General features: G+C 68.2%; 18 protein-coding genes. 6 read left to right on the forward strand and 12 right to left on the reverse strand.

Annotated elements, in window-relative coordinates; genetic code table 11:
- Positions 1–237: 237 nt before the first annotated feature.
- Complete coding sequence (locus H4W27_RS09675) at positions 238–963, forward strand: GerMN domain-containing protein (protein ID WP_192595746.1); 726 nt, start codon at positions 238–240, stop codon at positions 961–963.
- A 17-nt stretch (positions 964–980) separates the two neighbouring features.
- Here H4W27_RS09675 and H4W27_RS09680 read toward each other — a convergent pair whose 3' ends face one another.
- The 4 genes from H4W27_RS09680 to hisC form a co-directional block, all read right to left on the reverse strand.
- Complete coding sequence (locus H4W27_RS09680) at positions 981–2,477, reverse strand: dihydrolipoamide acetyltransferase family protein (protein WP_192595747.1); 1,497 nt, start codon at positions 2,475–2,477, stop codon at positions 981–983.
- 2 nt (positions 2,478–2,479) lie between these two features.
- Positions 2,480–3,475 (reverse strand): alpha-ketoacid dehydrogenase subunit beta, encoded by a 996-nt coding sequence (locus H4W27_RS09685; RefSeq protein WP_192595748.1) that lies wholly within the window; start codon positions 3,473–3,475, stop codon positions 2,480–2,482.
- Positions 3,472–4,614, reverse strand: coding sequence for a thiamine pyrophosphate-dependent enzyme (locus H4W27_RS09690; RefSeq protein ID WP_318782274.1), 1,143 nt, complete (start codon positions 4,612–4,614; stop codon positions 3,472–3,474). Before H4W27_RS09690 ends, H4W27_RS09685 begins: the two co-directional genes overlap by 4 nt.
- Positions 4,615–4,692: 78 nt before the next feature.
- Positions 4,693–5,799 carry a histidinol-phosphate transaminase gene (gene hisC, locus H4W27_RS09695; protein WP_192595749.1) on the reverse strand — a complete coding sequence of 369 codons (1,107 nt, stop codon included), beginning with the start codon at positions 5,797–5,799 and terminating at the stop codon, positions 4,693–4,695.
- A 1-nt stretch (position 5,800) separates the two neighbouring features.
- Here hisC and H4W27_RS09700 point away from each other — a divergent pair, with 1 nt between their 5' ends.
- Positions 5,801–6,190 (forward strand): phage holin family protein, encoded by a 390-nt coding sequence (locus H4W27_RS09700; RefSeq protein ID WP_192595750.1) that lies wholly within the window; start codon positions 5,801–5,803, stop codon positions 6,188–6,190.
- On the opposite strand, the gene H4W27_RS09705 is transcribed toward H4W27_RS09700, so the two are convergent.
- Together H4W27_RS09705 and H4W27_RS09710 are read right to left on the reverse strand one after the other, a co-directional pair.
- Complete coding sequence (locus H4W27_RS09705; RefSeq protein WP_192595751.1) at positions 6,146–7,648, reverse strand: alpha/beta hydrolase family protein; 1,503 nt, start codon at positions 7,646–7,648, stop codon at positions 6,146–6,148. The genes H4W27_RS09700 and H4W27_RS09705 overlap by 45 nt on opposite strands.
- Positions 7,649–7,658: 10 nt before the next feature.
- Positions 7,659–8,291, reverse strand: a complete 633-nt coding sequence (locus tag H4W27_RS09710) for a hypothetical protein (RefSeq protein WP_192595752.1) — start codon at positions 8,289–8,291, stop codon at positions 7,659–7,661.
- Positions 8,292–8,305: 14 nt separating this feature from the next.
- Here H4W27_RS09710 and purB point away from each other — a divergent pair, with 14 nt between their 5' ends.
- The gene (gene purB, locus H4W27_RS09715) at positions 8,306–9,811 is read left to right on the forward strand and encodes an adenylosuccinate lyase (protein WP_192595753.1); all 1,506 of its coding nucleotides are present in this window, start codon (positions 8,306–8,308) and stop codon (positions 9,809–9,811) included.
- Between the two features lie 118 nt (positions 9,812–9,929).
- A complete protein-coding gene (locus H4W27_RS09720; protein ID WP_192595754.1) occupies positions 9,930–10,340 on the forward strand; it encodes a VOC family protein in 411 nt (136 codons plus the stop codon).
- A gap of 39 nt (positions 10,341–10,379) precedes the next feature.
- Here the strand turns inward: H4W27_RS09720 and H4W27_RS09725 are convergent, their stop codons facing one another.
- Genes H4W27_RS09725 through idi form a run of 6 tightly spaced genes read right to left on the reverse strand, consistent with a single transcriptional unit; the run spans position 10,380 to position 14,970 of the window.
- A complete protein-coding gene (locus tag H4W27_RS09725; protein WP_192595755.1) occupies positions 10,380–11,246 on the reverse strand; it encodes a prenyltransferase in 867 nt (288 codons plus the stop codon).
- Positions 11,243–11,581: a lycopene cyclase domain-containing protein gene (locus H4W27_RS09730; protein WP_192595756.1), complete on the reverse strand. Its 339-nt coding sequence runs from the start codon at positions 11,579–11,581 to the stop codon at positions 11,243–11,245. The genes H4W27_RS09725 and H4W27_RS09730 overlap by 4 nt, the downstream gene beginning before the upstream one ends.
- On the reverse strand, positions 11,581–11,913 hold the full coding sequence (locus H4W27_RS09735) for a lycopene cyclase domain-containing protein (protein ID WP_192595757.1): 333 nt from the start codon (positions 11,911–11,913) through the stop codon (positions 11,581–11,583). The genes H4W27_RS09730 and H4W27_RS09735 overlap by 1 nt, the downstream gene beginning before the upstream one ends.
- Positions 11,914–11,915: 2 nt before the next feature.
- Positions 11,916–13,544: a phytoene desaturase family protein gene (gene crtI / locus H4W27_RS09740; RefSeq protein WP_192595758.1), complete on the reverse strand. Its 1,629-nt coding sequence runs from the start codon at positions 13,542–13,544 to the stop codon at positions 11,916–11,918.
- Positions 13,544–14,419, reverse strand: coding sequence for a phytoene/squalene synthase family protein (locus H4W27_RS09745; RefSeq protein ID WP_192595759.1), 876 nt, complete (start codon positions 14,417–14,419; stop codon positions 13,544–13,546). The genes crtI and H4W27_RS09745 overlap by 1 nt, the downstream gene beginning before the upstream one ends.
- The gene (gene idi, locus H4W27_RS09750; RefSeq protein WP_192595760.1) at positions 14,416–14,970 is read right to left on the reverse strand and encodes an isopentenyl-diphosphate Delta-isomerase; all 555 of its coding nucleotides are present in this window, start codon (positions 14,968–14,970) and stop codon (positions 14,416–14,418) included. The genes H4W27_RS09745 and idi overlap by 4 nt, the downstream gene beginning before the upstream one ends.
- Positions 14,971–15,123: 153 nt before the next feature.
- Between idi and H4W27_RS09755 the strand changes: the two genes are divergently transcribed.
- Together H4W27_RS09755 and H4W27_RS09760 are read left to right on the forward strand one after the other, a co-directional pair.
- The gene (locus H4W27_RS09755) at positions 15,124–16,599 is read left to right on the forward strand and encodes an SDR family oxidoreductase (RefSeq protein WP_192595761.1); all 1,476 of its coding nucleotides are present in this window, start codon (positions 15,124–15,126) and stop codon (positions 16,597–16,599) included.
- Between the two features lie 145 nt (positions 16,600–16,744).
- Positions 16,745–17,464: a fasciclin domain-containing protein gene (locus tag H4W27_RS09760; protein ID WP_192595762.1), complete on the forward strand. Its 720-nt coding sequence runs from the start codon at positions 16,745–16,747 to the stop codon at positions 17,462–17,464.
- The last annotated feature ends 68 nt before the right edge of the window (positions 17,465–17,532 follow it).

Consider the following 17,532-nt stretch of genomic DNA (forward strand, 5'->3'; position numbering starts at 1 on the left):
ATCGGGCTTGCAGCGTCGCCGCGGACGCGGCTTCAGGAGTCCCGTTCTCTCCTCGCCGGCGTCGCCCTGATGGTGAGGATCTGCCTGCTGGGTGCATGACGATCCGCCCTCGTCTGCCCCAGCCCCTCACCCCTCTCGCGGGCGGAAGGCCTCCCCGTTCAGGCCTTCCGCCCGCGAGGGCCGGGATGGAAGGCCTGAGGATTCGGCGTGCGCCCCGACAGCTTCTATCCTGGTGCCATGACATGCACCTGCTCCCCCCGACCCCGGCGCCGCTGGGTCGCCGCGGGACTGGGACTCGCCCTGCTCATCAGCGGCTGCGGCTCCGGCGAGGCCACCCAGGAGCAGGAGGAGGAGGAGGAGCCGGGGATCTCCATTCCGCAGCCGGAGGTCGACTCCGACGACTCTGTGCGGCTGCCGCTGGCCATGGTCAGTCCCGCCGAGCAGGCTGAGTCAGCACCCCTCCCGCAGGACGGCACCCTGGAGGGCTCCGAGGCGCCGGGCAGCCCCGTGGAGGATGACTCCGACGACGCCGCGGGACAGCAGGCGCATGAGATCGAGACTGCGCGCACCGAGTCGTTCGGCTGTGAGGACACGCTCTCGGTGATCCAGTCAGTGCCTGTGGTCACCGAGGAGCCCGCCGTCGCCGCACTGGAGTACCTGATCAGCGATCAGCTCTACTCCCACGGCTCTCCTTCCTTCACGAACCCCCTCTCCGCCTCTGACGGACTCAGCGTGGAGTCGGTGGAGCTGGAGGGGGACACGGTCACCGTCCAGCTCAGCGGGGAGGCGGTGTCCAGCAGCGAGTGCGAGTCCTGGCAGGTGCTGACCCAGATCGAGACCACCGCCCGAATGGCCACGGGAGCCAGCGACAGCGAGGTCCTCCTGGAGGGGCAGCCCCTCGTCGAGGTCTTCGGCCTCGCTCCCCGGACGAGCCCGATCGAGATTCGCGAGATCACCGGCTGAGCCGAGGGTCACCAGGCTCAGTCGATCAACAGACCGGGCTGCTCCATCACCGCGGCCACGTCGGAGATGAACCGACCCGCGAGGTCGCCATCGATGAGCCGATGGTCAAAGGACCCGCCGATCACCATCACATCGCGCGGCACGATCTGCCCCTCGACCACCCACGGCTTCTTCCGCACGGCGCCGAGCGCGACGATCGACGCCTGTCCGGGCGGCAGGATGGGCGTCCCGCTGTCCAGCCCGAGCGTGCCGATATTGGTGATCGAGACGGTTCCTCCCTGCATCTCCCCCGGAGTGGTCCGACCCTCGCGCGCGTCGATGGTCAGCTGCGTGATCGCCGCGGCGAGCCCGCGCGTGTTGAAGGCGTGGGCCTCATGGATCACCGGCACCACCAGTCCACGCGGGGTGGCGGCGGCGATGCCGAGATTGAGGTAGTTCTTCAATGTGTAATGGGTGTCGTGCCAGGTCGCATTGACCTGCGGGTTGCGGCGGGCCGCCCAGATGATGGCCTTGGCGGCGAAGAGCATCGGCGAGACGCTCAGCCCGGCATAGGAGGGATCCTGCTTCAGCGCCAGTCGCAGCTCCATGGTGCGCGTGACGTCGACCTCCTTGAAGACCGAGACATGCGGAACCGTGGTGGCGGAGGCGGTGACGTTGCGCGCCGTCGCCTTGCGCACGCCGCGCACCTGCACGTTCTCCTCACGCGGACCCTCGTAGAGCAGTCCTTCCTCCGCCGGAGTGGCCCTGCGCCTGCCCGGGGAGGGGGCACCCGTGGAGGGCACCTGCCCGGTGGCGCGCTGCTCGCGCTTCTGCCGCGCCTGGCGCTCCACATCATCACGGGTGATCTGACCATTGCGTCCGGAGCCCACGAGCTCCCAGACCGCCACGCCCAGACGCTTTGCCAGGGCACGCACGGGCGGGCTTGCCCGCGCCACGATGTCGGCGATGTCTGTGGCGGCGCCGGTGGGCGCGGGGGCGGGAATCTCGAGCCCCTCCATGTCCACGAGGTCCGGCGCCGTGGACCGGGTCCTGAGCCGGCGCGCGGCAGAGTCCGCCTTCGGCCCCGAGCCGACCAGTGCCTTGTTCTCGTCCACGCCCTCAGCGGTCGCCGCCCGTGCCGCCTTCTCGGAAGCCTCGGCCTTCTCGGCCTTCTCGGCGGCCCTGCGGCCCCGTCCCGAGCGAGCGCGTCCGCTCTTCTCCGCGGGGGCGGCAGCCGCCTCCTCCTCGGCATCGGTCTGCGCGGGGGCGGCGGACTCCGGAGCAGAGGTGTCCTCTCCCTCGGCGGCGATCCTGATCAGCGGGGAGCCGACCTCGATGGTCTCGCCCTCGGCGGCCACGAGTTCGGTGACCGTCCCGGCGAACGGCACAGGCAGCTCCACCAGGGACTTGGCCGTCTCGATCTCGACGACGATGTCGTTGACCTCGACGGTGTCCCCGGCCGCGACGCGCCAGGTGACGATCTCAGCCTCGGTGAGTCCTTCACCGACATCGGGAAGGTTGAAGGTCTCGGCCATGCTCAGACACCTCTCTGGTAGCTGAAGCTGCGTTCCACGGCTTCCAGCATGCGGTCGATATCGGGCAGATACCGGTGCTCCTGGGAGGAGGGCGGGTAGGGCATGTGGAACCCTCCCACCCGCAGCACGGGCGCCAGCAGCCGCGGATGCGCCCGCTCAGCCACTCGGGCCGCGATCTCTCCGCCCATGCCGCCGAAGGTGGGCGCCTCATGGGCCACCACCAGGCGCTGCGTCTTGGCGGCGGAGCGTGCGATGGTCTCGTCGTCCAGCGGGCTGATGGACCGGATGTCGATGACCTCGATGCTGCGCTGATCGGCTCGTGCGGCCTCGGCGGCCGCGAGGGCCACCGGCACCAGCGGTCCATAGGTGGCGATCGTCGCGTCGGTGCCCTCCCGCAGCACCTGGGCGCGGAAGGCATCCGGTGCCGGGTTCTCCATGTCGACCCTGCCCTTGAGCCAGTAGCGTCGCTTCGGCTCCAGGATGATCACCGGGTCGTCGCTGACGATGGCCTGACGGGTCATCCAGTAGGCGTCCTGGGGGTTCGAGGGGGCCACGATCCGCAGCCCGGCGGTGTGCGCAAAGAGCGCCTCCGGGGACTCGGAGTGGTGCTCCACCGAACCGATGTGCCCGCCGTAGGGGATCCTGATGGTCACCGGCACCTTGATCTTGCCGTCTGTGCGGTTGTGCATCTTGGCGAGCTGGGTGGTGATCTGGTTGAAGGCGGGGAAGACGAACCCGTCGAACTGGATCTCTGCCACCGGACGATAGCCGCGCATCGCCATGCCGATGCAGGCGCCGATGATGCCGGATTCGGCCAGCGGCGAGTCGATCACCCGGTGAGTGCCGAACTCGGCCTGGAGCCCGTCGGTGACCCGGAAGACCCCGCCGAGCGCGCCGATGTCCTCACCGATCAGCAGCGTCTTCTGGTCCGCGGCCAGCTCATCGCGCAGGGCGGCGGTGATGGCCTTCGCCATGGGCATCTCTTTGATCGCGCTCATCGTGTGGTGCCCGCTTCCGTGGCGTTCGTCTCTTCGGCGAATCCTGCCTCGTAGTCCTTGAGCCAGGCCTTCTCGGCCTCCACCTGGCGGTGCGGCTCCGAGTAGACGGTGTCGAAGACCCGCTCCAGATCAATGGGCTCCAGGGCGAGCACGGACTTGCGCATGTCCGAGGCCAGGTCTTTGGCGTCGGCGTCCACCTGCTCGAAGAAGGACTCGTCTGCATCCCCGGTGGAGCTGAGCCAGGAGCGGTAGCGCCGGATCGGGTCGCGTCCCTCCCAGAGTTCGAGCTCCTGGGAGCTCCGGTACTTGGTGGGGTCATCGGCCGTGGTGTGAGCGCCCATCCGGTAGGTGACGGACTCGATCAGCTTCGGTCCCTTGCCTGCACGGATCTCTCCGGAGAGCCTGGTGGCCACTGCGTAGCTGGCCAGCACATCGTTGCCGTCCACGCGGACCCCTTCGAAGCCGTAGCCCTGGGCGCGGTTCACCAGCGGCCCGCGGGACTGTGTGCGCGTGGGCACCGAGATCGCCCAGTGGTTGTTCTGGATGAAATAGAGCATCGGCAGCTCATAGGAGCTGGCGAAGACCATGGATTCGTGGACGTCCCCCTGGCTGGTGGCGCCGTCGCCGATGCACGCCACGACGATCTCGTCCTCGGCGCGGTCCCGCGGGATGCTGCCCATGCGCAGGTCCTGATTGATGCCCATGGCCCAGCCCGCGGCGTGCAGGGTCTGCGCGGCCAGCACCAGGGTGTAGACCTGGAAGTTGTGCTCCCGCGGGTCCCAGCCGGTATGCCGGGTGGCGCGGAACATGGTCAGCAGCTGCTCCGGGGAGATGCCTCGGTACAGTGCCATGGCATGTTCGCGGTAGGTCGGAAACACCATGTCAGTGGGCTTCAGCGCGGCGATGGTGCCCACCTGGGCGGCTTCCTGACCCTGTGCGGGCGCCCAGAGCGCGAGCTGGCCCTGGCGCTGCAGCGAGGTGGCTTCAGCGTCCAGCCGGCGCTCCACTGCCATGTGTCGGTAGAGCTCGCGAAGCTCTTCGGCGCTCAGGGCGGCGATATAAGGGCTGTAGACCTCATTCTCCGCGAGCGTCCCGTCCGGGGCGAGCAGCTGAATGGGCTGCACCTCTTGTGGCTGCACTGTGTGATCCTCTCCGGTGGCACCGCGCGTGGCCCTCCTGCAGATGAGCAGGACCACCGTTCATTGTGTCAGCTGGACTCAGTCGCGGAATCTGTAGGTCCGGCACAACTCGATGAAACGATCGTTGGCCTCGACCTCACCGATGGTCACCCGCACGCCCTCCCCGGCAAAGGCACGCACGGCCAGGGCCTGGACCCCTGCCTGCGCGGCGAAGTCCTGGGACCTCTCCCCCAGCGGCAGCCAGACGAAGTTGCCCTGCGACTCCGGAATGGTCCACCCGGCCTGGTGCAGGGCGGCGCTCACACGTCCGCGCTCGGCCACCAGGGAGTCGACCCGCTCGTGGACCTGATCGAGATGTTCCAGAGAGGCGAGCGCGGCGGCCTCAGCGAGCGTGGAGACGCCGAAGGGCGCCGCGACCACGCGCAGATGCTGGGTGATCTGCTGGGAGGCGATGGAGTAGCCCACACGCAGCGCGGCCAGGCCGTGCGCCTTGGAGAAGGTGCGCAGCACCACGACATTGGGGTGTGTGCGGTAGAGCGAGAGCGCGTCGAGCCGATCGTCGCTGCGCACGAATTCCTGATAGGCCTCATCCAGGACGACGACGACGTCGCTGGGCGCCTTGGCGAGGAAGTCCTCGACCTCGCTGTGGCTCAGTGCAGGGCCCGTCGGATTGTTCGGGGTGCAGAGCAGGATGACCTTCGTCCTCTCGGTGATCGCGGCCAGCATCGCCTCCAGATCATGGCGGCCGTCGGCCATCACGGGCACCGTGACGTCCCGTGCGCCCGCCGTTCGGACCACGATCGGGTAGGCCTCGAAGGACCGCCAGGCGTAGATGACCTCGTCCTGGCTCCCATCGCTGTTGGATCCGGCGAAGGCATTGATGATCTGGGTCAGTGCGCCGAGGCTGCCCGTTCCCGCCACGATGTCCTCCACCGGAACCTCGAGCAGACCGGCCAGACCGGTGCGGAGCCCCTCTGCGGTCGGGTTGGGGTAGCGGTGCAGCGTGTCGATCTCGGCGAGGGCCTGCGTCACCGCGGGGACGGGCCCCAGCGGGTTCTCGTTGGAGGAGAGCTTATAAGGGGTCAGTCCGTCAGCCGGCTGAGGCGGCTTGCCTGCGGAATATGCTGGCAGAAGGCTGACGCTTTCCCGTGGGGTGATCGACCCGGCGCGTGAGAACATAGTCATCGTGAGAATCCTACTGGCAATCATCTTGAACGCCCTGGCCCTCGCCGCAGCGGCATTCCTCATCCCCGGCATCTACGTGGACGGCGCTGAGCAGGGCACCGGAGCGACGATCCTGGCCTTCCTGTTCGTCGGGGCGGTCTTCGGGCTGGTCAATGTGATCATCAAACCGATCATCTCGCTGCTCTCGCTGCCCATCACCTGCCTGACCCTCGGCCTCTTCGCCGTGGTCATCAACGCCGGGATGCTGATGCTCACCGCTTGGCTGACCTCCTGGGTTCCGGTGCACTTCGTGGTCGAGGACTTCTTCTTCAGCGCGGTCCTGGGATCCATCGTGGTCTCTCTGGTCTCAGCGCTGCTGAACCGGTTCATCCTGCGCCCCCTCGACGCCTAGTCCAAGCTCCCCTTCGCCCGGCTGCAGCTTCGCTGCGAGCTCGGCGACGGCCTCCTCCACCTCTCGTGTCCCCTGGGCATCCCACTGGGTGGAGTACACCGTGGCCCGGTGCTCGCCGCGCACCTGCTGCGTCAGCTCCTGGAGATGCTCCTGCGCTCCGGCGTCGAGATGAGCGGCGGGATCGGCCTCCAGACGTCGGATCGCCTCGGTGTTGTGGTCGTAGCCGTGGCTCTGCCCGAAGATGCCGCCCGGCTCGCCCTGGGGCGCCTGGTGCTCATAGCGGATCTCCACGCGCGATGCGGAGAGCTGACTCTGCTCGCCCATCAGCCGCGGCACCGGGTCATTGACGTCCTGGAAGCTCGTGGTCCTGACTCCGGGGCTGATCGGGCCCTCCCTGCCCGGTGCGCCCACGGTGACCACATCCGTGATGCGGTATTTCCTTGCGAGGACGCCGCCGGCGGCGATGTTGAGCGCGTGCAGACCTCCCTGTGAATACCCGGAGATGACCAGCTCATCACCGGGCTGCGCCCCTGAGCGCTGCAGGGCCTCCTCGATGACGCCCTGCAGGTGCGAGGAGTCATTGGTGACGGCATCCGCCAGGCTGTTCAGTCCTCGTCCTGCGCTGAGATCAAGCTCCCCCTCGGCGAGGTCCTGCAGATCCATCTCCGCCAGACCCTCGGGAAGCTCGAGCCCGGGGATGTGCACCCTATGCACCCTGGTCCCCGATCGTGCGGTCGAGGAGATGCTGAAGTCACCATGCCGGGCCACCTCGGCATGGGCCTCGAGGTAGTCCGCGACCTGAGCAGAGCGCCTCGGGGCGAGCCGACGGGCGCCCGGGTCCAGCGACTGGCTGCTGGCTCTCGAGCTGCGGCGCACCTTCTCCAGCGCCGCCTGCGCCACGAGTCCTCCGGCTTCGCTCGAGGCGCGCAGCGCCGGTCGCCTCCTGGCCAGCGCGGTGAAGAGAAGGACGCCGCTGTGTCCGAGGTTGACCGCAGCGGTGCGCGCCCAGGCGTCCGCGACTGCCCTGTCTCCTTCCGGGTGGAGCACGTGGGGATACACCGCTGGGTACTGGCCGAGGTGGCGCGCCGCTCCAAGCCAGTGCACCACCAGGGATTCGGTGTCGCGGTAGCTCTCGTGTGCGCGCTCCACCGCTTCGGAGGTCTCCTCCATGGCCCGGGAGCCCGTGAGCATCTGCGCGGTGCTGACGCCGAGCCGAGCACAAAAGATCGGGACCCTCCAGTGGGGCACACACCCTGCCGCCGTGCCGAGGAGCTCTTCGCCCATGCCGGCCAGCGCGTGCCCCTGCTCTTCGGCGATGGCGGCCGCATCCTGGAGTCGCCGCGAACCAAGCTGCAGGGTCTCCAGCACCAGATTCGCCTGCGTGGGTCCCCCATAGGAATGGACCCTGAAATCGCGCGGCTGCGGAGTGCCGAACTGATCGGGTCTGAGGATGTACACGATTCTCCGTTCAGCCGGCTGAGCCGGTCTGCATGCCCATCAGTCGCACGGGCAGACCGCCGTGATCCCTGAGAAACCGAAGGAAGCTCTCGGCGCTGTCCCCGGCGCCGCGAGCGCGCCTGAGCAGATCCTCAAGGCCCGGGTCAGCCAGGCCCGAAGCAGCCAGGTTCGGGGCAGCGCCGGCCAGGGCGGCGATCGCCGCCGCCAGCGTGCGGGCGAGGCGCGCATGCTCCGCCAGCTCGCCCGCGATCGTCCTCGCGCTGCCTGCCAGCTCCGCGACCGACTCCTGTCTCTCCCGCGCGAGCCTGACGTGATGGAAGGTCATCGCCGTGAACGCCTGACCGGCGGGAGAGTCCCAGCGCACGCTGTCTGCGGAGGCGAAGACGGCGCCGAGACAATCCTCGCCACGCATCGCCACCACATCGAGTCGCGTGGCGAACTGCTCAAACTGACCCGCCGCCGCCTCCAGCTGCTGTGCCGCCGGTGAGAACCCGAACATCTGCATTCCTCCCTGCCTGCTGACCTCACAGCCCCTGTCGTGCTCGTAATCTATGCGGCCCGGAAGCGGAGCGGCGCCCGCCTGCAGCGCTCGTGGAGAGTCGACCGGGCCGGCGTCGTCGACCGTGTCCTGGGGAAAACTCATGAAAGAATCAGCCCATGGTCACCTCCTCCTCCACTGCCGCCTCCCCCGAGAATTCGCACAGCGAGAACCAGAACAGCGAGAATCAGAACAGCGAGGATCAGCACGGCGCGCGCCGCATCAGCCTTGCTGATGCAGAGCCGCAGATCGCCCTCGGGGCCTTGGATGGCCGGTATCGCAGCGCAGTGGCCCCGCTGGTGGACCATCTCTCCGAAGCGGCGCTGAACCGCAATCGTCTGCACGTGGAGATCGAGTGGTTCATCCACCTGTGCACCGAGGAGGTGCTCCCCGGGCTGCCGCGGCTGAGCGAGGAACAGCTGCGCGGGCTGCGCCGGATCGTGACCAGCTTCGGTTCGGCCGAGCTGGCCGAGCTCGGCGCCATCGAGGCCGAGACCCTGCATGACGTCAAGGCGGTGGAGTACTTCATCGCACGCCGGCTTCCCGGACTGGGCCTGGGCGAGCTGACTCCGCTGGTGCATTTCGCCTGCACCAGCGAAGACATCAACAACCTCTCCTACGCCGTGGGGATCCGTGACGCGGTGGAGCAGGTCTGGCTTCCCGCCGCGCACACGGCGGTGGAGGGTCTGGCCGAGCTGGCCCAGAACTCCGCGCAGGTGGCGATGCTCGCGCGAACCCATGGCCAGCCCGCCACACCGACCACCCTGGGCAAGGAGATCGCCGTCTTCGTGCACCGTCTGCGCCGACAGCTGCGCCGGATCGAGTCCCAGGAGTTCCTGGGCAAGCTCAACGGCGCTACCGGCACCTACGCGGCCCACCTCGCGGCCGCTCCCGAGGCTGACTGGCCGGCCGTGGCTCAGGGTTTCGTGGAGAAGCTGGGGCTGACCTTCAACCCGCTGACCACGCAGATCGAGTCCCATGACTTCCAGGCGGAGCTCTACGCCGACATGGCACGCTTCAACCGGATCCTGCACGGGCTGTGCGTGGACGTGTGGAGCTACATCTCCATCGGCTTCTTCCGCCAGATCCCGGTGGCAGGCGCGACCGGATCCTCGACCATGCCGCACAAGGTCAACCCCATCCGCTTCGAGAATGCCGAGGCGAACCTGGAGATCTCCAATGCGCTGCTCGACGCCCTGGGCTCGACCCTGGTGGAGTCCCGCTGGCAGCGCGATCTCACCGACTCCTCGGGACAGCGCAACATCGGCACCGGAATCGGACACTCGGTTCTAGCGCTGAGCAACGTGAGCAAAGGGCTGAAACAGCTTGCGGTGGCCGAAGAGGTCATCGCCGCCGACCTCGACGCGAACTGGGAGGTCCTCGGCGAGGCGATCCAGACGGTCATGCGCGCCGAGGCAGTGGCCGGGGTTCCGGGCATGGAGAACCCCTACGAGCGGCTCAAGGAGCTCACCCGCGGACGTCGGGTGGACGCGCAGAAGCTCGAGGAGTTCGTCACCGGACTGGGACTGAGCGAGCAGGCGCAGCGGCGCCTGGCGCAGCTGACCCCCGCGGCGTACACCGGGCTGGCGGCCCGGCTGGCGGAGGACTTCGCGCCGCGCAGCTGAAGCACAGCCGTGCCGTGGACCCGGCACCAGGGTCTTGGCTCTGCGCACCGCCGCAGATGAGAATGAGCGCGTCCCATACACACGGTGCGGTCTGCACCCTGGTGGAGAGAGGCTCCCCATGACCATTGGTCTGACCCCGTACCTGCAGTTCTCCGGAACGGCGCGCAGCGCGCTCGAGTTCTACCACTCCATCTTTGCCGGAGAGCTCGGCCTGCTGACCTATGCCGAGGGCATGGGCGCCGAGGATGAGACCCGGGACCTGATCATGCACGGCTCCCTGTTCGTAGACCACGGCATCCACCTCATGGCCGCCGACGGCCCTGTGGGGGCGCCCAGCGTGCTGGGCACTGTCTCGCTGAGCAACAGCGTCGCCGACGAGGCGGAACACCAGACGCTCGAGCAGTGGTGGGCCGGGCTCGCCGAAGGCGCGGAGATCAGCGAGCCGCTGGCGAAGGCCCCCTGGGGTGACACCTTCGGGATGCTCACCGACAAGTTCGGTGTGCCCTGGATGTTCAACGCCGCGCTCTGATCGGATGTGGCGACCCAGCGGCTCAGCGGCCGACCGGCTTCACCAGAACAGGATCATCATCATGGTGGCGAGGAACCCGCAGCCGTAGTTCAGCCAGATGAACCGGCGCCAGGCCGCGTTCACCCCGGCCGAGGACTCATCGGTGACGTTCCACCACGGCAGCGAGATGGCGACATAGGGGATCACCAGCACGGCCGTCAGCGGGATGGGCCACTGCCCCGCCAGGAGCAGGACCCCCGCTCCCGCCCAGAGCAGCACGGCCATGCGCACGGTGAACCGGGCCCCGAGCTTGGTGGCCACCGAGCCGATCCCACCCTCGCGGTCCGGCACCACATCCTGCACGGCGCCGAAGGCATGCGCCGCCATGCCCCAGAGGAAGAAGGCGCTCAGAACGAGCACCACGGTCCCACTCGGGGAGTAGTCCACACGGTCATGGGCCAGCGCGAACCCCACCAGCGCCGGACTGACGAAGTGGGTGCTGGAGGTCAGCGAATCGATGAAGGGGCGCTCCTTGAAGCGAAGCTTCGGCACCGAGTAGGCGGCCACGGCGAACAGGCTCACCAGCACCGCCGCCCAGGTCGCCGGCCCGCCCGCACTCATCAGCAGCGCCGCCGCCGGCAGAGTGCTCAGGGCGGAGATCCAGAGCACCGCGGGATGGAGCCGGGGAGCGAGCAGCGCGCCCTCGATCCCTCCCTTGCGCGGATTGTGCAGGTCGGAGGCGTAGTCAAACACATCGTTGATGCCGTACATCGCGACGTTGTAGGGGATCAGGAAGAACAGCGCGCCCAGGATCAGCACCCAGTCGATCTCCCTGACCGCGAAGAGATACGCGGCGGCGAAGGGGAACGCGGTGTTGATCCAGCTGAAGGGGCGCGAGGAGACCAGCAGCTGGCGGATCAGGCTCATCCGTGGTCCTGCCTGGTCTGGGGTTCAGTGCCGAGCTGGACATCCGTGCGGCGACGCGCACGCAGCAGGTGCCAGGCGGCAGGCAGCAGCAGCACCCCGGCCAGCGGGTAGCTGAAGTCCTCCAGCGGCGCGAGCCCCAGGTAGAGGCCCATCAGGTGCTCATGGCCATAGCGCACGATGTCGAGACCGATGATGACGTTGTCGAAGACCGCCGTGAGGATCAGCAGCACCAGCGTCGTGACTCCCACCGCCGCCCAGTGGATCCGGTGACGCAGCGCCACGGCCGCGAGCACCGCGGGCACCATGAAGGCCAGGCTCAGCCAGAGGTAGGCCATCAGGCGCTCCCCTGCCCGGCGCGGGAGTCCAGCAGCTTGACCGCGCCGGTGTAGAGGATCATCGTGCACAGGCTCAGGAACGCCAGGAACACCGGCTCCTCGAGCGGCATCTCCGGGGCAAGCATGATGCCGGTCATGTAGGCGCTGTGGCCCACCAGGAAGATTCCAAGTCCGATTCCCGCGAAGTCCCAGAGCAGGAAGAAGACGAGGCCGACCACGGTCACCACCGCCGCCACGCGCGGGTCACGGAAGAAGAAGAGCCGAAAACGGCGATCGATCAGCAGCATGCAGGCGGCCGAGAGCAGCAGCCCCACCAGGTAGAGGTATGACACGCTCAGCCTCCCGTGCCGGCGTGCGGGACGGCGACCTGGGGCTCGGTGCGCAGCGGGCCGGCGCTGTAGTCCCGGCGCATGTGCTTGAGCACCAGCTCAGCGCTGATCAGACACATCGGCACGCCGATGCCCGGCGCCACGGTGCCGCCCGCGTAATAGAGACCGCCCACCTTGGCAGAGGTGTTCTGCGGGCGGAACATCGCGCTCTGTCGCAGCGTGTGCGCCTGGCCGAGCACCGATCCTCGCCAGGAGTTGTAGTCGGTCGCGAAATCCGCCGGTCCCACCGTGTGGCGCAGCACGATCCGCTCCTCGAAATCCTCGATGCCGGCCCACGCACCGATCTGTTCGATGGCGGCCTGGGCCACCTGCTCGACGGCGGGGTCACCCCGCCCGTCGGCTCCACCGTGTCCCAGTGAGACATCAGCCGGCACGGGCACCAGCACGAAGAGGTTCTCGTGATCCTCCGGCGCCAGCCCCGTTTCGCTGGCGCTCGGCCGGCACACATAGGAGGAGGCAGGGGTGGGCACCGTCGGGTTCGCACCGAAGATGGACTCGAAGTTCGCGGTCCAGTCGCGGGTGAAGAACAGCGAATGGTGGGCCAGCTCGGGAAGCGTGCCGCGCACTCCGAGCATCACCAGCACCGCACCGGGACCGCTGGTGACCTTCTCCCACCAGGACTCCGGATAGCTTCGATCCTGCTCGGAGAGCAGCGCGGTCTCGGTGTGGTGCAGATCCGCGGCGGAGACCACATCGTCGGCGTCCTCGGAATGGATCACCCCGTGCTCGTCGCGCCAGCGCACTCCGGTGGCGACCCGCCGAGGCCCGCGTCCCAGACGACGACGTCGCGCTGGCGCCGTGACGATCTCGGTCACCTCTGCGCCGGTGATGATCTGGACTCCGGCCTGCTCGGCGAGCCGGCGGAAGCTGGCAAGGACCTCCCAGAAGCCGCCCAGCGGGTAGCGGACCCCGTCATCGAGGTCCAGGGCGCTCATCAGGTGGTACATCGCCGGTGCATCCTGGGGTCGCGTGCCCAGAAAGACCGCGGGGTAGCCGAGGATCTGGCGCAGCACGGGATGGCTGAACCGACGCTGCACATGGCGCTCCAGGGAGGTCAGCAGCAGCCGGGCCAGCTCCGGGCCGGCTGCGAGCACCTCCGGCACCGCCAGGTTGTTCAGCCGCTTGAAGGGGTTGTAGAGGAAACGCCGCTCGGCGATCTCGGTGGTCCGCCTGGCCGAGGCGATATAGCGATCGAGCCTCGGACCGCTGCCGGGCTCCAGCTCCTCGAAGAGCAGGCGGACTCGATCGGCCCCCCGCGGGAGGTCCACGGGCGGCGGGGTCGCGCCGCCGGACTCCGGCTCGGAGTAGACCCGGTACGCGGGATCCAGGTCCACCAGGGTGAGCTGCTCCTGCGTCGTCGTGCCCAGAAGATTGTAGAAGTGCTCGAAGACCGAGGGCATCAGATACCAGGAGGGTCCGGTGTCGAACTGGAAGCCGTCGCGCTCCAGCACCCCGGCGCGGCCCCCGGTCCGATCACCCTTCTCCAGCACCAGGACCTCATGGCCCTCCCGGGCCAGCAGCGCTGCGGTGGCAAGTCCGGCGACTCCGGCGCCGATCACGATCGTGCGGGGCATCAGTGAGACTCCAGTCGTGTGGTCAGGGCGGCCCGGGCGGCAAGTCCGGCCTTGCGGACGTTGGACACCCGCACCCGGGTCTCGTAGAGCTCGTGGACCTCGGAGACGGCGATCTTCTCCAGCAGCGCCTCGAAGAGCGCGCAGGCGCTGCGCACCGCGGTCCGGGCGTCCCGCGGCAGCAGCGGCATCGATGCACGGGCGTCCTCGAGCTGATCACGGACGGCTTCGACCCATTGGTCACGCTGAGCCTCACTCAGTCCCGCGCCGCCGCCGAGGTAGTCCCGACCGAGCTGATCGGTGTCCTCGGCCAGATCTCGCAGGAAGTTGATGTTCTGGAAGGCCGCCCCCAGCTGGCGGGCCCCGGTGGCCAGGATCTCGCGGGCGGCGGGGCTGCGCCGCTCCTCGCGGAGGAACACCTGCAGGCACATCAGCCCGATCACCTCGGCGGACCCGTAGACATAGCGGGCGTGCTCTTCAGCGCCATAGCTGGCAGGTTCCAGATCGGCGCGCATCGAGTCGAAGAAGGGATCGATCAGCTCAGGACCGATCTGCGCCTCGATCGCCGTGCGGGCGAAGGCATGCACCACGAGATCCGTGCTGTAGCCGCGTGCGATCGCCGCTCGAGTCTCCGCGGCGTAGCGTTCAAGCGCCTGCGCCTTCTGCTGCGCGTCCAGTCCCGCTGCGGAGGCGGCCCCGTCCACGACCTCGTCGGCCACTCGGACCAGCGCGTAGAGGCTGCGGATGTGACCGCGGTGCCGCGGTCCCAGCAGCTTGGTGGCCAGCCCGAAGGAGGTCGAGTAGGAGGAGATGACGCAGTCTGCGGCGGCACGCGCGGCCGCGGTGAAGTGATCGGCCGGATCGGCGGGTGCGCTCACGCGGTGGCGCCCCAGTGCGCCGCCTGCATCGCGGGCAGCTGCTCCACCATCCACGGGCTGAAGGCGAAGGGGGTCTCGCGGACCGCTCGGTGCACAGCTTCGGGGTCCGCCCACTCCCACTGACTGATCTCCTCGGGCACGGGGGCGAGCTCCCCGGTGAGGACTGCGGCGAACACCGGACAGATCTCGTTCTCGACGACGCCGCTCGCGTCCACTGCCCGGTATCGAAACTCGGCCAGCACCTCCTGGACCTGGGTGACCTCGGCTCCGAGCTCCTGGCGCGCACGGCGGCGCACCGCCAGCTCGAGCTCCTCGTCACGTCCTGGATGTCCGCAGAAGCTGTTGGTCCAGACTCCGGGCCAGGTGGCCTTGCTCAGCGCCCGGCGGGTGAGTAGGAGCCGTCCGGCGGAGTCGAAGAGATAGCAGGAGAAGCCCAGATGCAGCGGGGTGTCCTGGGTGTGCACCGTGCGCTTGGGGGCCACACCTGTGGCCGCTCCGGTCTCTGAGAGCAGAACGACGTGTTCCTCCGCCGAGGACGAGCCTGAGGTCATGTCACGAGCATAGCCAGTCGCAGCCGCTCCGCGCTGGATGCGACGCCGGCGGAGCATGCGCATGCGACGGTGTTAGATTGGCCGAGACGTGCCGCGGCACGTGAGAAGCACGCCTGCCCGCCGCGGAGACTTCCGACCAAGGATGTGTGCCTGATGGGAACAGCAGCAGTGACCGGGGCGACCGGATACATCGGAGGACGGCTGGTGCCCCAGCTGCTCCGGGCAGGGCACACGGTGCGTGTGCTCACCCGTCGAGCAGAGGCCCTGCGTGATGTCCCCTGGCGCGACGAGGTCACCGTGGTCGAAGGGGATCTGACCGATCCCGACGCGGCCGCCGAGCTCTGTGCGGGTGCTGACACCGCCTACTACCTCGTGCACTCGATGACCTCGGACCGCAGCTTCGAGGAGCTCGACGAACGCTGCGCCCAGGTCCTGGGGACCGCGGCGAGCGAGGCCGGCGTCGACCATCTGGTCTATCTCGCGGGTCTGCACCCTGACTCGCGGGAGGGCGAGCTCAGCGCCCACCTTCGCTCCCGGGTCCACGTAGGCGAGGTGCTGGAGTCCAGCGGCGTGCCCACACTCACCCTCCAGGCCGGACTGGTGATCGGTTCGGGATCCGCCAGCTTCGAGATGATCCGACACCTCACCGACGTGCTTCCGGTCATGCCGGCTCCGAAATGGGTGATGAACCAGATCCAGCCCATCGCGGTCCGCGATGCGCTGCACTATCTGACCCGCGCGATGGACATCGAACTCAGCTCCAGCGTGCGCGCCGACATCGGCGGCCCTGATGTCCACAGCTATGCCCAGCTGATGAAGATCTACGCGCGCACCGCTGAGCTCAACGAGCCTCGCGTCATTCCGCTGCCGGTGCTGACTCCCTGGCTGGCCGCCCAGTGGGTCAATCTGGTGACCCCCATCCCGCGCACGCTGGCGATACCTCTGGTCGAGTCGCTGCAGCATGACTGCGTGGTCAAGGATCAGATCATCGACGACATCATCGCACCTCCTGAAGAGGGCCTCACCGACTACGAGACCTCGGTCAGGCTGGCGCTGGACAAGATCTCGGCGGACCGGGTGGAGACCACCTGGGCGGCCGCACACCCGCTGGACGTGCCCTCGGAGTCGCTGCCCTCGGACCCCGACTGGACCGGGCGCTCGGTCCTGGTCGATGAACGCCAGCGGCTCTCCACCGCATCGCCGGAGGCGGTCTTCGCCGTGATCGAGGGGATCGGCGGGGAGACCGGTTACTTCTCCCTCTCGCGCGCCTGGGCGCTTCGCGGTCTCGCGGACAAGCTGGTCGGCGGGGTCGGTCTGGGACGCGGCCGCAGAAGCCGCGGGCAGCTGGCTCTCGGTGACACCTTGGACTGGTGGCGGGTGGAGGACCTCGACCGCGGACACCTGCTGCGGCTGCGGGCAGAGATGAAGGTCCCCGGACAGGCCTGGCTGGAGTTCGTGGTGGAGCCTGAGGGCTCCGGCGCGCGCTACCGACAGCGGGCGATCTTCTTCCCGCGGGGACTCGCCGGACGCGCCTACTGGCTGGCGCTGGCTCCCTTCCACGCCGTCATCTTCCGCAAGATGGCGGCCCGGATCCTGGCCGATGCCGAGGGTTCCGGCCCACAGAGCTGAACCGGATGGTGGACGGCCGAGAAAAGAATCTCGGACATCCACCATCCGATCCTGTCTTCGCTCCGAACTCTGAGCACATGACCTGGTCGAGACAACGATCAGATGTCATGCCAGAGACCACGTGCGATCAACAGGAGATTCAGTCATGAAGACCGAGATGCGCAAAACAACTTCCCTGCTCGGAATCGGAATGGTCGCCCTGCTGGGCCTGACCGCCTGCGGCGGCTCGGAGGAGCCCGCCGAGGAGACCGACCAGGAGATGACCGAGGAAGAGCCCATGGAGTCAGAGGCTCCGATGGACGAAGAGTCCTCGGAGTCGGAAGAGCCCATGGATGAAGAGTCGATGGACGAGTCTGATCCCGCCGCAAGCCTGGTCGGCGCCTCCTGTGAGGCCTACGCCGAGGAGGTTCCCGAGGGTGAGGGTTCGGTCGGCGGGATGGCCGAGGATCCGGTGGCCACCGCGGCCTCGAACAACCCGATGCTGACCACGCTCACCGCAGCAGTCTCCGGCGAGCTGAACCCGGACGTCGACCTCGTGGACACGCTCAACGGCGGCGAGTTCACCGTGATCGCCCCCACTGATGATGCCTTCGCCGAGATTCCGGAGGAGGACCTCAACGCTGTGGTCGAAGACGCTGACATGCTGACCAGCGTCCTGACCTACCACGTCATCGAAGGTCAGATGTCCCCCGATGAGATCGCCGGTGAGCACGAGACCGTCAACGGCGCCACCGTGACCATCGAGGGCGAAGGCGAAGACCTGATGTTCGACGACGCAGGCCTGGTCTGCGGCGGCGTCCAGACCGCCAACGCCACCGTCTACATGGTCGATGCTGTCCTGATGCCCGAGGCGGCCGAAGAGTGATCTGCACGGGCGCGGTCACTGCTGACCGTTCCTGAGGAACAGGCGAGAGCACACGGCGGCGTCCGGCA

The sequence above is a fragment of the Nesterenkonia lutea genome, assembly GCF_014873955.1.
Classification (GTDB): Bacteria; Actinomycetota; Actinomycetes; order Actinomycetales; family Micrococcaceae; genus Nesterenkonia; species Nesterenkonia lutea.

Bases quoted from the DNA above. Each gene is read 5' to 3' on its own strand.
- H4W27_RS09675 (WP_192595746.1), top strand. From the start codon at position 238: ATGACATGCACCTGCTCCCCCCGACCCCGGCGCCGCTGGGTCGCCGCG.
- H4W27_RS09680 (WP_192595747.1), bottom strand. From the start codon at position 2,477: ATGGCCGAGACCTTCAACCTTCCCGATGTCGGTGAAGGACTCACCGAG.
- H4W27_RS09685 (WP_192595748.1), bottom strand. From the start codon at position 3,475: ATGAGCGCGATCAAAGAGATGCCCATGGCGAAGGCCATCACCGCCGCC.
- hisC (WP_192595749.1), bottom strand. From the start codon at position 5,799: ATGACTATGTTCTCACGCGCCGGGTCGATCACCCCACGGGAAAGCGTC.
- H4W27_RS09710 (WP_192595752.1), bottom strand. From the start codon at position 8,291: ATGAGTTTTCCCCAGGACACGGTCGACGACGCCGGCCCGGTCGACTCT.
- purB (WP_192595753.1), top strand. From the start codon at position 8,306: ATGGTCACCTCCTCCTCCACTGCCGCCTCCCCCGAGAATTCGCACAGC.
- H4W27_RS09720 (WP_192595754.1), top strand. From the start codon at position 9,930: ATGACCATTGGTCTGACCCCGTACCTGCAGTTCTCCGGAACGGCGCGC.
- H4W27_RS09725 (WP_192595755.1), bottom strand. From the start codon at position 11,246: ATGAGCCTGATCCGCCAGCTGCTGGTCTCCTCGCGCCCCTTCAGCTGG.
- H4W27_RS09730 (WP_192595756.1), bottom strand. From the start codon at position 11,581: ATGGCCTACCTCTGGCTGAGCCTGGCCTTCATGGTGCCCGCGGTGCTC.
- crtI (WP_192595758.1), bottom strand. From the start codon at position 13,544: ATGCCCCGCACGATCGTGATCGGCGCCGGAGTCGCCGGACTTGCCACC.
- idi (WP_192595760.1), bottom strand. From the start codon at position 14,970: ATGACCTCAGGCTCGTCCTCGGCGGAGGAACACGTCGTTCTGCTCTCA.
- H4W27_RS09755 (WP_192595761.1), top strand. From the start codon at position 15,124: ATGGGAACAGCAGCAGTGACCGGGGCGACCGGATACATCGGAGGACGG.
- H4W27_RS09760 (WP_192595762.1), top strand. From the start codon at position 16,745: ATGAAGACCGAGATGCGCAAAACAACTTCCCTGCTCGGAATCGGAATG.